This window comes from Microbacterium sp. P5_E9, assembly GCF_054049175.1.
The window spans coordinates 118,594-130,949 of sequence record NZ_JBFUMV010000001.1 but is presented as its reverse complement, the minus strand read 5'-3'; the positions used below and the strand labels follow the sequence as shown (position 1 = coordinate 130,949).

The 12,356-nt window shown below is 69.6% G+C and carries 13 protein-coding genes; 5 read left to right on the top strand and 8 right to left on the bottom strand.

What is annotated here, in order from left to right:
• Window positions 1-3: 3 nt before the first annotated feature.
• Genes ACXJ3V_RS00630 through ACXJ3V_RS00620 form a run of 3 tightly spaced genes read left to right on the top strand, consistent with a single transcriptional unit; the run spans window position 4 to window position 2,757 of the window.
• A complete protein-coding gene (locus ACXJ3V_RS00630; protein ID WP_457098844.1) occupies window positions 4-1,011 on the top strand; it encodes a FecCD family ABC transporter permease in 1,008 nt (335 codons plus the stop codon).
• Complete coding sequence (locus ACXJ3V_RS00625) at window positions 1,008-1,868, top strand: ABC transporter ATP-binding protein (RefSeq protein WP_457098324.1); 861 nt, start codon at window positions 1,008-1,010, stop codon at window positions 1,866-1,868. Before ACXJ3V_RS00630 ends, ACXJ3V_RS00625 begins: the two co-directional genes overlap by 4 nt.
• The gene (locus tag ACXJ3V_RS00620) at window positions 1,852-2,757 is read left to right on the top strand and encodes a siderophore-interacting protein (RefSeq protein WP_457098323.1); all 906 of its coding nucleotides are present in this window, start codon (window positions 1,852-1,854) and stop codon (window positions 2,755-2,757) included. Before ACXJ3V_RS00625 ends, ACXJ3V_RS00620 begins: the two co-directional genes overlap by 17 nt.
• A gap of 10 nt (window positions 2,758-2,767) precedes the next feature.
• On the opposite strand, the gene ACXJ3V_RS00615 is transcribed toward ACXJ3V_RS00620, so the two are convergent.
• From ACXJ3V_RS00615 to sufB, 7 genes are all read right to left on the bottom strand, one after another.
• The gene (locus ACXJ3V_RS00615; protein WP_457098322.1) at window positions 2,768-4,156 is read right to left on the bottom strand and encodes an MFS transporter; all 1,389 of its coding nucleotides are present in this window, start codon (window positions 4,154-4,156) and stop codon (window positions 2,768-2,770) included.
• Complete coding sequence (locus ACXJ3V_RS00610; protein ID WP_457098321.1) at window positions 4,153-5,313, bottom strand: MalY/PatB family protein; 1,161 nt, start codon at window positions 5,311-5,313, stop codon at window positions 4,153-4,155. The genes ACXJ3V_RS00615 and ACXJ3V_RS00610 overlap by 4 nt, the downstream gene beginning before the upstream one ends.
• Window positions 5,314-5,401: 88 nt before the next feature.
• Window positions 5,402-5,731 (bottom strand): metal-sulfur cluster assembly factor, encoded by a 330-nt coding sequence (locus ACXJ3V_RS00605; RefSeq protein WP_141882678.1) that lies wholly within the window; start codon window positions 5,729-5,731, stop codon window positions 5,402-5,404.
• A gap of 10 nt (window positions 5,732-5,741) precedes the next feature.
• Window positions 5,742-6,548 carry a Fe-S cluster assembly ATPase SufC gene (gene sufC / locus ACXJ3V_RS00600; RefSeq protein WP_457098320.1) on the bottom strand — a complete coding sequence of 269 codons (807 nt, stop codon included), beginning with the start codon at window positions 6,546-6,548 and terminating at the stop codon, window positions 5,742-5,744.
• Complete coding sequence (locus tag ACXJ3V_RS00595; RefSeq protein ID WP_457098319.1) at window positions 6,549-6,875, bottom strand: non-heme iron oxygenase ferredoxin subunit; 327 nt, start codon at window positions 6,873-6,875, stop codon at window positions 6,549-6,551.
• Entirely contained in the window at window positions 6,872-8,062 is a 1,191-nt protein-coding gene (gene sufD / locus ACXJ3V_RS00590; RefSeq protein WP_457098318.1) for a Fe-S cluster assembly protein SufD, read from the bottom strand. The genes ACXJ3V_RS00595 and sufD overlap by 4 nt, the downstream gene beginning before the upstream one ends.
• Window positions 8,063-9,481 (bottom strand): Fe-S cluster assembly protein SufB, encoded by a 1,419-nt coding sequence (gene sufB / locus ACXJ3V_RS00585; RefSeq protein ID WP_457098317.1) that lies wholly within the window; start codon window positions 9,479-9,481, stop codon window positions 8,063-8,065.
• Window positions 9,482-9,724: 243 nt separating this feature from the next.
• Between sufB and ACXJ3V_RS00580 the strand changes: the two genes are divergently transcribed.
• A complete protein-coding gene (locus ACXJ3V_RS00580) occupies window positions 9,725-10,708 on the top strand; it encodes a COX15/CtaA family protein (RefSeq protein ID WP_457098316.1) in 984 nt (327 codons plus the stop codon).
• Between the two features lie 102 nt (window positions 10,709-10,810).
• A complete protein-coding gene (locus tag ACXJ3V_RS00575) occupies window positions 10,811-11,188 on the top strand; it encodes a dinucleotide-utilizing enzyme (protein WP_457098315.1) in 378 nt (125 codons plus the stop codon).
• A gap of 66 nt (window positions 11,189-11,254) precedes the next feature.
• Here the strand turns inward: ACXJ3V_RS00575 and ACXJ3V_RS00570 are convergent, their stop codons facing one another.
• On the bottom strand, window positions 11,255-12,175 hold the full coding sequence (locus tag ACXJ3V_RS00570) for a heme o synthase (protein WP_457098843.1): 921 nt from the start codon (window positions 12,173-12,175) through the stop codon (window positions 11,255-11,257).
• Window positions 12,176-12,356: the final 181 nt, after the last annotated feature.

Sequence of the window (12,356 nt, the reverse complement as noted above, 5' to 3'; positions counted from 1 at the left end):
ATCATGACCGGCCGTCGCCGCCGGCTGCGGCGCCGCGCGCGCACCCTGTGGGTCCTCACCGCAGTGATCGCGGTCCTCGTCGCGGTGACGCTCATGGTCGGCAAAACGTTCTACGGCCCCGTCGAGGTGCTCCAGGTGATCCTCGGCCAGCAGGTTCCGGGCGCATCCTTCACGGTAGGCGAGCTGCGGCTCCCCCGCGCGATGCTCGGGCTGTGCGCCGGCTTCGCCTTCGGCATCGCCGGCGTCACCTTCCAGACCATGCTGCGCAACCCGCTCGCCTCTCCCGACATCATCGGGATCAGCTCGGGCGCCAGCGCCGCGGCGGTCTTCGGCATCGTCGTGCTCTCGCTGGATGCGGCATCCGTCTCGGTCCTCGCCCTCGCCGGCGCGCTCGTGACCACCGCGGCGATCGCCCTGCTCTCGCACCGCGGCGGCTTCGTCGGCGCCCGGCTGATCCTGATCGGCATCGGTGTCGCGGCGATGCTCGACAGCGTCGTGACATATGTGCTCTCCAAGGCCGCGGCGTGGGATCTGCAGAGCGCGATGCAGTGGCTCGCCGGCAGCCTCAACGGGGCCACGTGGGAGGTCGTGCTTCCGCTCGCGGCCGCGTGCGCCGTGTTCGTGCCGCTGCTGCTCTCGCGGGGGCGAGCGCTCGACATGCTGCGGCTCGGCGACGATTCGGCCGCGGCCCTCGGCGTACGCCTCGGACGCACTCGCCTGCTGCTCGTCATCGCGGCGGTCGCCCTGCTCGCGTTCGCCACGGCGGCGACCGGTCCGATCGCCTTCGTCGCGTTCATGGCCGGGCCGATCGCCGCCCGCGTGATCGGCCCCGGCGGCTCGATGCTGCTGCCGGCGGGCCTGATCGGCGCGGTGCTCGTCCTCGCCGCAGACCTCGTCGGGCAGTTCGCCTTCGACCACCGGTACCCCGTCGGCGTCATCACCGGAGTGCTCGGCGCGCCCTTCCTCATCTATCTCCTCATCAGGACCAACCGCTCCGGAGGCTCGCTGTGACCGCACCGCACACCCTGTCCGCAGATGCGCTGACGCTCGCGTACGGCGATCGCACGATCGTCGAGGGGATGCAGCTGGAGATCCCCGCCGGGCGCATCACCGCGATCATCGGAGCGAACGGATGCGGCAAGTCGACGCTGCTGCGCGCGCTCGCCCGTCTGATCGCGCCGCGCGCGGGTCAGGTGGTGCTCGACGGCACCGCGCTGCACCGCCGTCCCGCGAAGGAGATCGCCCGCGCGCTCGGACTGCTGCCGCAGAGTCCCGTCGCGCCGGAGGGCATCACGGTCGCCGATCTGGTCGGACGGGGTCGGCATCCGCACCAGAAGCTCCTGGCCCGCTGGAGTGCGCGCGACTACGAGGTCGTCGCGCAGTCGCTCGCGGCGACCGGGACGAGCGACCTCGCCGAGCGCTGCGTCGACGAACTGTCCGGCGGCCAGCGCCAGCGCGTGTGGATCGCGATGGCGCTCGCGCAGGAGACCGACATCCTGCTCCTGGACGAGCCGACGACATTCCTCGACGTCGCCCATCAGGTCGAGGTGCTCGACCTGCTCACCGACCTCAACCGCGACCGCGGCACCACGATCGTGATGGTGCTGCACGACATGAACCTCGCGGCGCGCTACGCCGACCATGTGTTCGCGCTGCGAGACGGGCGGCTCGTGGCCGATGGGCCGCCGCACGAGGTCATGACCAGCGCGCTCATCCGCGACGTCTTCGACCTCGACGCGCTCGTGGTCACCGACCCGGTCTCCGGCTCCCCCATCGTCCTCCCCCGCGGCCGGCACCACAGAGCACCGGACCCGGCCCGCTCCCCCGAACTCACCCTGACAGGATCCGACGATGCCCGCACCCGCTAGCACCCGCTTCTTCCACGCGCGTGTGACCGCGATCACCGAGCTCACGCCCAGCTTCCGCCGTTTCACCTTCGGCGGTGACGAGCTCGCCGAGTACGGCGACCCGGGCTTCGATCAGCGCATCAAGATCGTCTTCCCCACCCCGTCGATCGGTCTGGACGCCATGCCCGGCGGAGACGACTGGTACACCAAATGGCGGGAGCTCGACGAGAGCGCCCGACCCCCGTTCCGCACCTATACGACCCGGCGCGTCCGCAACCACGCCTGCGAGGTCGACGTCGACATGGTGGCGCACGACGTCCAGGGACCGGCCTCAGCCTGGATCGCCGGCGCCGCGGTCGGCGATGAGGTCCTGCTCCTCGCCCCCACCACTGCGCATGAGGGGGTCAGCTACGGCATCGACTTCGTGCCGCCCGCCCAGACCGATGCGCTCCTCCTCGCCGGGGATGAGACCGCCGCGCCCGCCATCGCGGTCATCCTCGAGCAGCTCCCCGCCGAAGCGCGCGGCACGGTCGTCCTCGAGGTTCCGCACGAGGACGACACCTCGTACCTTCCACGGCACCCCGGGTTCGAGTACCGCGTCAACGCTCGGGGCGACGGCCCGCGCCACCGCCACCTCGTGGCGCACGTCACGGAGGCCGCCGCACGGCTGGCGCCGGCCGGGCGAGGCTCGGAAGTCACCGAAATCGACATCGACACCGACATCCTGTGGGAGGTGCCGCGCACCGCGAAGGGCGGCGCCGCACTGAAGAGCGCCCCGGTCTACTCGTGGCTGGCCGGCGAGGCCGGCGCGATCACGTCGCTGCGCCGGCACCTCGTCGCCGAACGGGGAGTCGACCGACGGGCGATCGCGTTCATGGGCTACTGGCGGCTCGGCCGAGCGGAGAACTGACCGGGCGCGGTCACGCCTGCGGTCGCGCCGCCTCGTGCGCGCGACTCTCGTGCGCATGACCGAGCCGCAGCCCGGGCACCAGGGCGACGAGCGCCAGCACGGTGGCGATGAGGAACACGGCCGGGAACCCGGCATCCGTCCCGACCAGCGCGGTGAACACGAGTCCCATCACCGCGATCGACGTCGCGGCGCCGATCGAATCCGCGATCGACAGCGCCGACGAGTTGAAGCCCTGGTCCTGCGGTGTCGAGTAGGCGAGAGTGAGCACCGTCAGGCGCGGGTACATGAGGCCCATACCGCCGCCGGCGAGCGCCCACCCCGAGATCACCACCGCTGCCGGGAGGTGCAATGCGGCCGTGGCCGCGGCAATGACCATGGCGGCGGTCAGAAGTCCCGTGCCGATGAGCGTGATCCGGGTGTTGCCGAGGCGGTCGCCGAAACGGCCCTGGACGTCCGCCGCCGCCGCCCACGCGAGCGCGGCCGCGGTCAGCCCGAGGCCCGCCCACGTCGGCGAGAAGCCGTAGTCGTCGATCAGCAGGTATGGCACGTAGATCTCGGCGCCGAAAAGGGCACCGGCGATCAGCCCGCGCATCAGGATCACGCTGGGGAGGCCCCGGACGGCGCGCAGAGTGCCGCGCGGCAGCAGCGGGCGGGATGCCACGCCGATGACGAGAGCGGATGCCGCGACCACGAGCCATGCCCACGCGCCGAGCGCGCCGGCCAGGCTGAGGGCGAGCGCTCCGGCGGCGACGGCGACCGCGCAGGCCAGGCGTGGACCGATCCGGGCGGTGGACGGCGTGCCGGTGTGCATGGGCGTCCCGCGGAGTCGGAGCGCGACCACCGCGTACGCGACGGTCGTGAGCGCGGCGATGCCGAAGAACACCCAGCGCCAGTGCAGGTACTCCGTGACGACCCCGGCAAGGAAGGGACCGATCAGCGATGGCACGACCCACGCCGCGGAGAACGCGGCGAACACACGTCCGTGCAGCGCGGGCGGGTAGACCCGGGCCACCACGACGTAGAGGGCGACCGTCTGGCCGCCGGTGCCGAGGCCCTGCACGAGCCGCCCGACGACGAGCACCTCCATGCTCGAGGCGGCGCCGGCGAGCACGAGTCCGGCCACGAACAGCGCGACGGCGGCGGTGAGCGGCAGCAGCGGTCCGGAGCGATCGCTCCACGCCCCCACCGCCACCATGCCGATGACGCTCGTCGCGAGCGGCCCGGCGAACGCGACAGCGTACAGCGCAGCGCCGTCCAGATCCGCGCTGACGATCGGCATCACCGTCGTCACCGCGAGGGACTGCATCCCGGCGAGGAAGATGATCGCGACCGCGCCGACCGTGACCCAGACGAACGGGGCACGCCAGACGCTCGGAGCGCGTTCGGCAGTGCCGGTCATGGCGCGACGAGCGCGCCGATGCGTTCCACGGCCTCGCGCAGCAGCTCGGGCGAGCAGCCGAAGTTGATCCGGACGTGGCCTTTGCCCTGGGGCCCGAAGAGCGGGCCGAGGTGCAGTGCCACCCGTGCGTCGCGCAGCACCTTCAGTGCGGGGTTCTGACCCCAGTCCAGTGCGGTGAGGTCGACCCACGCCAGGAATCCGGCATCCGGAATCCGGTACAGCGCGCCCGGCACGTGCTCGGCGAGCAGGTCGGCGAGCAGGCGTCGGTTGCCGTCGAGGGTCACGAGCAGGCTGTCGAGCCACGCGTCGCTCTCCGGCGAGAATGCCGCGACCGCGGCCATCGCGCCGAACAGGCTGGTGCGCCACTCCACCTCGTCCGGCATCGATCGGACGATCTGCGCCGTCTCCTCGGCCGCCGTGATCATGAGTGCGCATTTGAGGCCCGCGAGGTTGAATGCTTTGCTCGCACTGGCGATGGCGTAGCCCACCTGCGCAGCAACGGGCGAGGCATCCAGGAACGGAGTGAACACGACGCCGGTGTGGGCGAGCGGTGCGTGGATCTCGTCGCTGATCACCGCAGCGTCGAAGCCGGCCGCGAGGTCGGCGAGTGCGGCGAGGGTCTCGCGGCTGTGCACGGTGCCGGTGGGGTTGTGCGGGTTGCACAGCAGTACGGCCCGTGCGCCGCCGGCCAGCGCCGCCTCGATGCCGGGGAGGTCGAGTTCCCACCCTGCGCCGGTGTCGACGAGCGGAACGTCTTCGACGATCGCGCCGGCCTCCTCGACGCACGTGAAGAACGGCGGGTACACCGGCGTGGTGATCACGACGCGGTCGCCGGGCTTCGTGACGTGGCGGAGGATCTCCACGACGCCCATCATGACGTCGCACGTGGTGCGGATGCGCGCAGGGTCGACTGTCCAGCCGAAGCGCCGCTGGGCGAAGTCGACATAGGCGTGCGCGACGCCCGGGTCGGGCGGCGTGTAGCCGGTGTCGCCGAGTTCGACCGCGCGGGTGAGCGTGCGGCCGATGGCGGGCGCGAGCGGGAAGTCCGTCTCGGCGACGAACATCGGGATGACATCCGCCGGGTACTTGCGCCACTTCGTGCTGGAACGCAGACGCAGCTGGTCGAGAGGGATTGCTTCGAGGGGGGTGACGCTCACCCTTCGAGCCTACCGACGCCCCCCGTTCCGCGATGCCGCCGGGTGTCGTCCTGTGACGTCGCCTGCTGCGACAGCGAGGTAAGACGGATCAGATGGCGAAGCCGAGCGCGCGCATCATGTCGCGCCCGTCGTCGGTGATCCGCTCCGGACCCCACGGCGGCATCCACACCCAGTTGATGCGGAACCGCTCCACGACCTCGTCGAGCGCCTGTGCCGTCTGCTCCTCGAGCACGTCGGTGAGGGGGCACCCCGCCGATGTGAGGGTCATGTGGATCACCAGCGCGTCGTTCTCGTCATCCCAGGCGAGGTCGTAGATCAGGCCGAGGTCGACGACATTGATCCCCAGTTCGGGGTCCATGACGTCCTTGAGCGCCTCGGTGACCTCGTCGAACTTCTCGGGTGTGAGCGTCGCGGTCATGGTGCCGATCCTACGCCTCGGTCGGGGCGGCGGCTTCGGAAGCGGCCTCTCCGGCGCCCTCGAGAACGGGCTCGAGATAGCGGTCGTAGCCCTCGTTCTCGAGACGCTCGGCGAGCTCCGGCCCACCTTCCTCGGCGATCCGCCCTGCAACCATCACGTGGACGAAGTCGGGGTGGATGTAGCGCAGGATGCGGGTGTAGTGGGTGATGAGCAGCACGCCGAGGTTCGTCTCGCCCTTGGCCCGGTTCACGCCCTCCGAAACGATCTTGAGCGCGTCGACGTCGAGGCCGGAGTCGGTCTCGTCGAGCACGGCGATCTTCGGCTTGAGCAGTTCGAGCTGCAGGATCTCGTGGCGCTTCTTCTCGCCGCCGGAGAAGCCCTCATTGACGTTGCGCTGCGCGAACTTGGGGTCCATCCGGAGGTGCTTCATGGCCTCCTTGACCTCCTTCGTCCACGTGCGGAGCGCGGGAGCCTCGCCGTCGACGGCGGTCTTGGCCGTGCGGAGGAAGTTCGTGACGGTGACGCCCGGGATCTCCACGGGGTACTGCATCGCGAGGAACAGACCGGCCCGCGCGCGCTCGTCGACGGTCATCGCCAGGACGTCTTCGCCGTCCAGCGTGATCGATCCGCTCGTGACGGTGTACTTGGGGTGCCCGGCGATCGTGTACGCCAGCGTGGACTTGCCGGAGCCGTTCGGCCCCATGATCGCGTGCGTCTGGCCGGTGCTGACCGTCAGCGTCACGCCGTTGAGGATGGGGGTCGTGCCCTCATCGGTCTCGACGGTGACGTGGAGGTCGCGGATCTCGAGGACAGGCATTCAGACTTCCTTCTTCAGTGCGGGGTCGATAAGCACGTCGTCGCCGTCGATCTGGACGACGTAGACCGGGACGGGCTCATACGCGGGGAGGTTCAGCGGCTTGCCGGTGACGAGCGAGAAGGCCGAGCCGTGGGCCCAGCACTCCAGCGCGTCGCCGTCGACGAAGCCTTCGGCGAGCGAGATGTCGCCGTGCGTGCAGGTGTCGCCGATGGCGTGGACTTCGCCGTTCGAGTCGAGGACGACGGCCATCGGCACGCCGTCCACCTCGAAGCGCACGGCGGCATCCTGTTCCAGGTCGCTGAGTGCGCAGACGCGGGTCGCGGTCATTCGGCGGCCTCCTCGGACAGCTCGTTCTCGATGGCTTCGGCCAGTTCCGCCTCGAGCGAGGGGATGCCGATCTTCTGGACGATCTCGCTGAGGAACCCGATCACGACGAGGCGACGGGCTTCCTTCTCGGCGATCCCTCGGGCCTGCAGGTAGAACAGCTGCTCGTCGTCGAAGCGGCCCGTGGCGCTGGCGTGACCGGCACCGCGGATGTCGCCGGTCTCGATCTCGAGGTTCGGGATCGACTCCGCGCGCGCGCCGTCGGTCAGCACGAGGTTGCGGTTCGCCTCGTACGAGTCGGTGCCGACGGCATCCGGTCCGATGAGGACATCGCCGATCCAGACGCTCCGCGCGCCCGCGCCCTGCAGTGCGCCCTTGTAGAGGACGTCGCCCTTCGTATCGGCACCCTTGTGGTGCAGGTAGACCTGGCTCTCCAGGTGCTGGCCCGCGTCGGAGTAGCTGAGCCCGAAGAGCTCCGCATGCGATCCGGTGCCGGCGAGCTCGACGCTCGGGTTGACGCGTGCGAGGGAGCCGCCGAAGCTGACGACGATGTGGCGGAGGGTGGCGTCGCGATCAACGCGAGCCTGGTGGGATGCCGCGTGCACGGCCGTGTCCGACCAGCGCTGCACGGTGACGACTTCGAGCGTGGCGCCGTCGCGGACGAGGATCTCGACGTTCTGCGCGTAGTGCGCGTCGCCGGTGTGCCGAAGCAGGACCGTGCCGTGCGCATTCGCGGCGGCCTCGATCACGAGGTGCCCTCGGGTGAGGCCGCCGTTCCCGTGGACGTCGACGACGATCGGCTCGGCCAGTTCGGCTCCAGCCGGAATCTTCAGGTGGAGCGCTTCCGCGCTGTGCTTCCATGCGAGCGCAGCGGTGAGATCCTCGGGCTGGAAGACGTCGCCGCGCGGCGCCTCGCCGATGGCCAGCGCTCCCTGGACGACCCCGTCGGGAGCGGTCACCGTGACGGTGACGGCATCCGCATCGCCCGCCTCATCGGCGAACAGCGGCCGGATCCGGTCGATCGGGGTGTGCTTCCAGTTGACCTCGAAGCCCGCCGGAACGCCGAAGCCGGCGGGGTCGTAGGACCACGGCCGCTCGGAGCGGGTCTGAACCGGATGAACGGCCCAAGCCCCGTCGGTGTGCGCTGTGGAACCCGGCACCGTGACGGGTGCCTGTGTCGTGGTCGTCATCTAGCCGACCGATCCTTCCATGCCCATTTCGATGAGCTTGTTCAGCTCCAGGGCGTACTCCATGGGCAGTTCGCGTGCGATGGGCTCGATGAAGCCGCGGACGATCATCGCCATCGCCTCGTCCTCGGGCATGCCGCGGGACTGCAGGTAGAACAGCTGCTCGGCGCTGACCTTCGAGACGGTCGCCTCGTGGCCGAGCTGCACGTCGTCGACGCGGATGTCGATCGCGGGATACGTGTCCGATCGCGAGATCGTGTCGATGAGAAGGGCGTCGCAGCGCACGGTGTTGGCCGAGTGGTGCGCGTTCGCGTCGACCCGGACCTCTCCGCGGTAGCCGGCCCGTCCGCCGCCGCGCGCGATCGACTTCGAGACGATCGAGGACTGCGTGTAGGGCGCCATGTGGATCATCTTCGCGCCGGCGTCCTGGTGCTGACCGGGACCGGCGAAGGCGACCGAGAGGGTCTCGCCCTTCGCGTGCTCGCCGACCAGATAGATCGACGGGTACTTCATCGTGACCTTGGAGCCGATGTTGCCGTCGATCCACTCCATCGTCGCGCCCTCGTGCGCGATCGCGCGCTTGGTGACGAGGTTGTAGACGTTGTTCGACCAGTTCTGAATCGTCGTGTAGCGCACGCGGGCGTTCTTCTTGACGATGATCTCGACGACCGCGGAGTGCAGCGAGTCGCTCTTGTAGATCGGGGCGGTGCAGCCCTCGATGTAGTGGATGTAGGAGCCTTCGTCGGCGATGATGAGAGTCCGCTCGAACTGGCCCATGTTCTCCGTGTTGATGCGGAAGTAGGCCTGCAGCGGGATCTCGACGTGGACGCCCGGCGGCACGTACACGAACGAGCCGCCCGACCAGACTGCCGTGTTCAGCGCGGCGAACTTGTTGTCGCCGGCCGGGATCACGGTGCCGAAGTACTCGTCGAAGAACTCGGGGTGGTCGCGCAGCGCGGTGTCGGTGTCCTTGAAGATGACGCCCTGGGCCTCGAGGTCCTCGCGGATCTGGTGGTAGACGACCTCGGACTCGTACTGCGCGGCGACACCGGCGACGAGGCGCTGACGCTCAGCCTCGGGGATGCCCAGCCGCTCGTACGTGTTGCGGATCTCCTCGGGGAGGTCTTCCCACGACTGCGCCTGCTTCTCGGTCGAGCGCACGAAGTACTTGATGTTGTCGAAGTCGATCTCACTGAGGTCGGCACCCCAGGTCGGCATCGGCTTGCGGCCGAACAGCTGCAGACCCTTGAGCCGGTTCTTGAGCATCCACTCCGGTTCGTCCTTGAGCGCGGAGATGTCGCGGACGACCTTCTCGCTCAGGCCTCGGCGGGCGCTGGCGCCGGCCGCATCGCCATCGTGCCAACCGAACTCGTATTGTCCGAGGCTCGCGAGCTCTGGGCGGTCGATCAGCACATCCGACATCGTCACACTCTCCTCTGGGCCCCGGCGGTGTCATCCGCTCCGGCATCCCGGATCTTCCGTGGGAGTTCGGGAAGGGGGATGCCGCTGATGGGCCCTCTCAATTGGCGCTGGTCCTCGCGCCTAAACTGTCAGTGATCCCAGGCGCCGTCGGCGCCGGTATCCAACCCCTCGATTCTACAGGTTCGACGCCGTCCGCGGCGCGGCGACCGCCGCACGCCCACGGTTCCCAGGAGGCGACACCCGATGTCCGCGCAATCCCCCGTCCAGACCCGCCCCGGCCCGCTCGGCCGATTCTGGGGATGGCTGCCCGACCGGGTGGACCGTCGCGTGGTCGCCGCGGCGTGGGCGACGCTCGCGGTGCAGATCGGCATCGTCGCCACCGGTGGCCTCGTGCGGCTGACCGGATCGGGGCTCGGCTGCCCGACCTGGCCGCGCTGCACCGACGGCTCGCTCGTGGCGACGCCCGAGATGGGCATCCACGGTGTCATCGAATTCGGCAACCGGATGCTGACGTTCGTCCTGGTGATCGTCGCGGTGATCACCTTCCTCTTCGTCGTGCGCCTCCGTCGCGAGCGCCGGGACCTGTTCGCTCTGGCGGTCGGGATCGGCCTGTATGTGCCGCTGCAGGCGATCATCGGCGGCATCACGGTGCTGACGAACCTGAACCCGTACGTCGTGGGCCTGCACTTCTTCGCGTCCGCCGTGCTGGTCGCGCTCTCCGCCGTCTTCGTGGCGCGGGTCTACGCCACCCCCGGCCCGCGCGTTCGGGCCGTCGCACGCTGGTACGCCGTGATGGCGCACATCACGAGCGCGCTGGTGCTGGTCACGGTGGTCGTCGGCATCCTGGTCACCGGCTCGGGGCCGCACGCCGGCGACGGCGGCGCCGCGCGCAACGGGCTGAACCCAGAGTTCATGCAGCACGTGCATTCGTGGCCCGCCTACGCGCTGCTGGGCGCCACGCTGGTGCTGTTCGTCGGGTCGTGGCGTACTCCGCCCGCGCTGCGCCAGCGACTGTGGGTCGGCCTGCTGCTCGGTGTGGAGCTGCTCCAGACCGCGGTGGGTCTGTGGCAGGCGCGCACGGGATTGCCGATCCTCCTCGTCAACATCCACCTGACCCTCGCGGTGGGCCTCGTCGCCGCGATGACCGCGGTGGTGATGCACCTGAAGACGCCCGTCGAGTCGGCCGTCGCGGCCGCGGTGCCGGCCCCCGCGGCAGCCGGTCGTTGACAGGGAATACATAGAGTCCGCATATCATCGGCACGGTCGCGCACCGCACACTTGCGGATGCCGCGGCAACCCCGTGCCCGGAGTCCAGAGGAGTCACCACTCATGCCCACCCGTCCCCGTCTCGTCCGCAGCATCCCGTTCTGGGGTCTTGTCCTCGTGTCGATCGCGACGGCCGTCGCCGGAGCCCTGCTCCTCGTCGACAAGCTCGGCTCGATGACCACGACGCTCACTGACGGCAGCGCCACCGGCGTCGACGTCTACGTCGGCCAGTCCATCGCCGTCCTCGGCGCCATCCTGCTCGGTGCCGGCGTCATCGGCATCCTGCTCGCCCTCGTGGTCGCCACCGCCGCGGGCCTCCGCCCGGTCGCGCCCGTCGAGATCGTCGGCCCGATCGACTGGACCGCCGAGGAGCCGTCCGACCTCGACCTCGACGAGCCCGTTGCGGCCGTCGAGGCTGAAGAGGCCGTCCTCGCGCGCTGACCCGCCGCTGAACGAAAAGAGACCCGCACTTCTTCGGAAGTGCGGGTCTCTTTCGTCGTACGCAGATCAGAAGGGCAGGAGCGGGTCGATCGCGATCGCCACGAACAGCAGCGTCAGGTAGGTGATCGACGCGTGGAACACGCGCATCGGACGCGGCTCGGTGCCACGCACGGCGCGGCCGTACAGGCGGTGCGATTCATAGATGAACCAGCCGCCGAACACCAGCGCGGACACGGTGTAGACCAGGCCCATGCCGGCGACCGGGATCAGCAGCAGCGAACAGGCCACGGCCGCCCAGGCGTAGAGGATGACCTGGAGCCCGACCTGCGACCCGGTGCGCGTGGACCCGAGCATCGGGACGTCGACCTCGTCGTACTGCTCCTTGTATTTCATGGACAGCGGCCAGTAGTGCGGCGGCGTCCAGAGGAACACGAGTGCGAACAGGATGACCGGCGGCCATGCGAGGGACCCCGTCACCGCGGTCCAGCCGATCAGCACGGGGAAGCATCCCGCGATCCCGCCCCACACGATGTTCTGCTCGGTGCGGCGCTTGAGGATCATCGTGTAGATGACGACATAGAAGAAGATCGCGACCGCCGACAGCGTCGCCGCCAGCCAGTTGGTCGTCACCCAGAGCCACACCGTCGAGACGACGGCCAGGGTCCAGGCGAAGATGAGCGCTCCGCGCGGCGAGACTTCGCCGGTCACGAGCGGACGGTTCACCGTGCGCTGCATGTGCGCGTCGATGTCGCGGTCGAGGTACATGTTGAAGGCGGCGGCGGAGCCGGCGCTCATCGAGCCGCCGATCACCGTGGCGACGACGAGCCAGAGGCTCGGCAGTCCACCCTCGGCGAGGATCATGACCGGCACGGTCGTGACGAGCAGAAGCTCGAGCACACGCGGCTTGGTCAGCGCGATGTAGGCGCGGATCGTTCGGCCGATCGGCCTGCGGGTGACCGTGGCCGTCTTATGCGACGTCGTGGTGATGTGGATCGCCCCCTCCGAAGCCGCCGCGATGACCTCACAAGTGTATGACACGGCGTCACATCGCCCTGCCGCAGCACCCTCACAATCGCCGCGGTGCGCTCGTGCGGTCGCGGATACGAACCGGACACGCCTTCGACACTCCCTTGAGCGGTCCCCGTGTCACACTCGCGTCATCCAGCGC

Coding starts and splice junctions, on each gene's coding strand:
- ACXJ3V_RS00580 (WP_457098316.1), top strand. CDS start 9,725: ATGTCCGCGCAATCCCCCGTCCAGACCCGCCCCGGCCCGCTCGGCCGA.
- sufD (WP_457098318.1), bottom strand. CDS start 8,062: ATGACGACCACGACACAGGCACCCGTCACGGTGCCGGGTTCCACAGCG.
- ACXJ3V_RS00630 (WP_457098844.1), top strand. CDS start 4: ATGACCGGCCGTCGCCGCCGGCTGCGGCGCCGCGCGCGCACCCTGTGG.
- sufB (WP_457098317.1), bottom strand. CDS start 9,481: ATGTCGGATGTGCTGATCGACCGCCCAGAGCTCGCGAGCCTCGGACAA.
- sufC (WP_457098320.1), bottom strand. CDS start 6,548: ATGCCTGTCCTCGAGATCCGCGACCTCCACGTCACCGTCGAGACCGAT.
- ACXJ3V_RS00615 (WP_457098322.1), bottom strand. CDS start 4,156: ATGACCGGCACTGCCGAACGCGCTCCGAGCGTCTGGCGTGCCCCGTTC.
- ACXJ3V_RS00575 (WP_457098315.1), top strand. CDS start 10,811: ATGCCCACCCGTCCCCGTCTCGTCCGCAGCATCCCGTTCTGGGGTCTT.
- ACXJ3V_RS00605 (WP_141882678.1), bottom strand. CDS start 5,731: ATGACCGCGACGCTCACACCCGAGAAGTTCGACGAGGTCACCGAGGCG.
- ACXJ3V_RS00620 (WP_457098323.1), top strand. CDS start 1,852: ATGCCCGCACCCGCTAGCACCCGCTTCTTCCACGCGCGTGTGACCGCG.
- ACXJ3V_RS00595 (WP_457098319.1), bottom strand. CDS start 6,875: ATGACCGCGACCCGCGTCTGCGCACTCAGCGACCTGGAACAGGATGCC.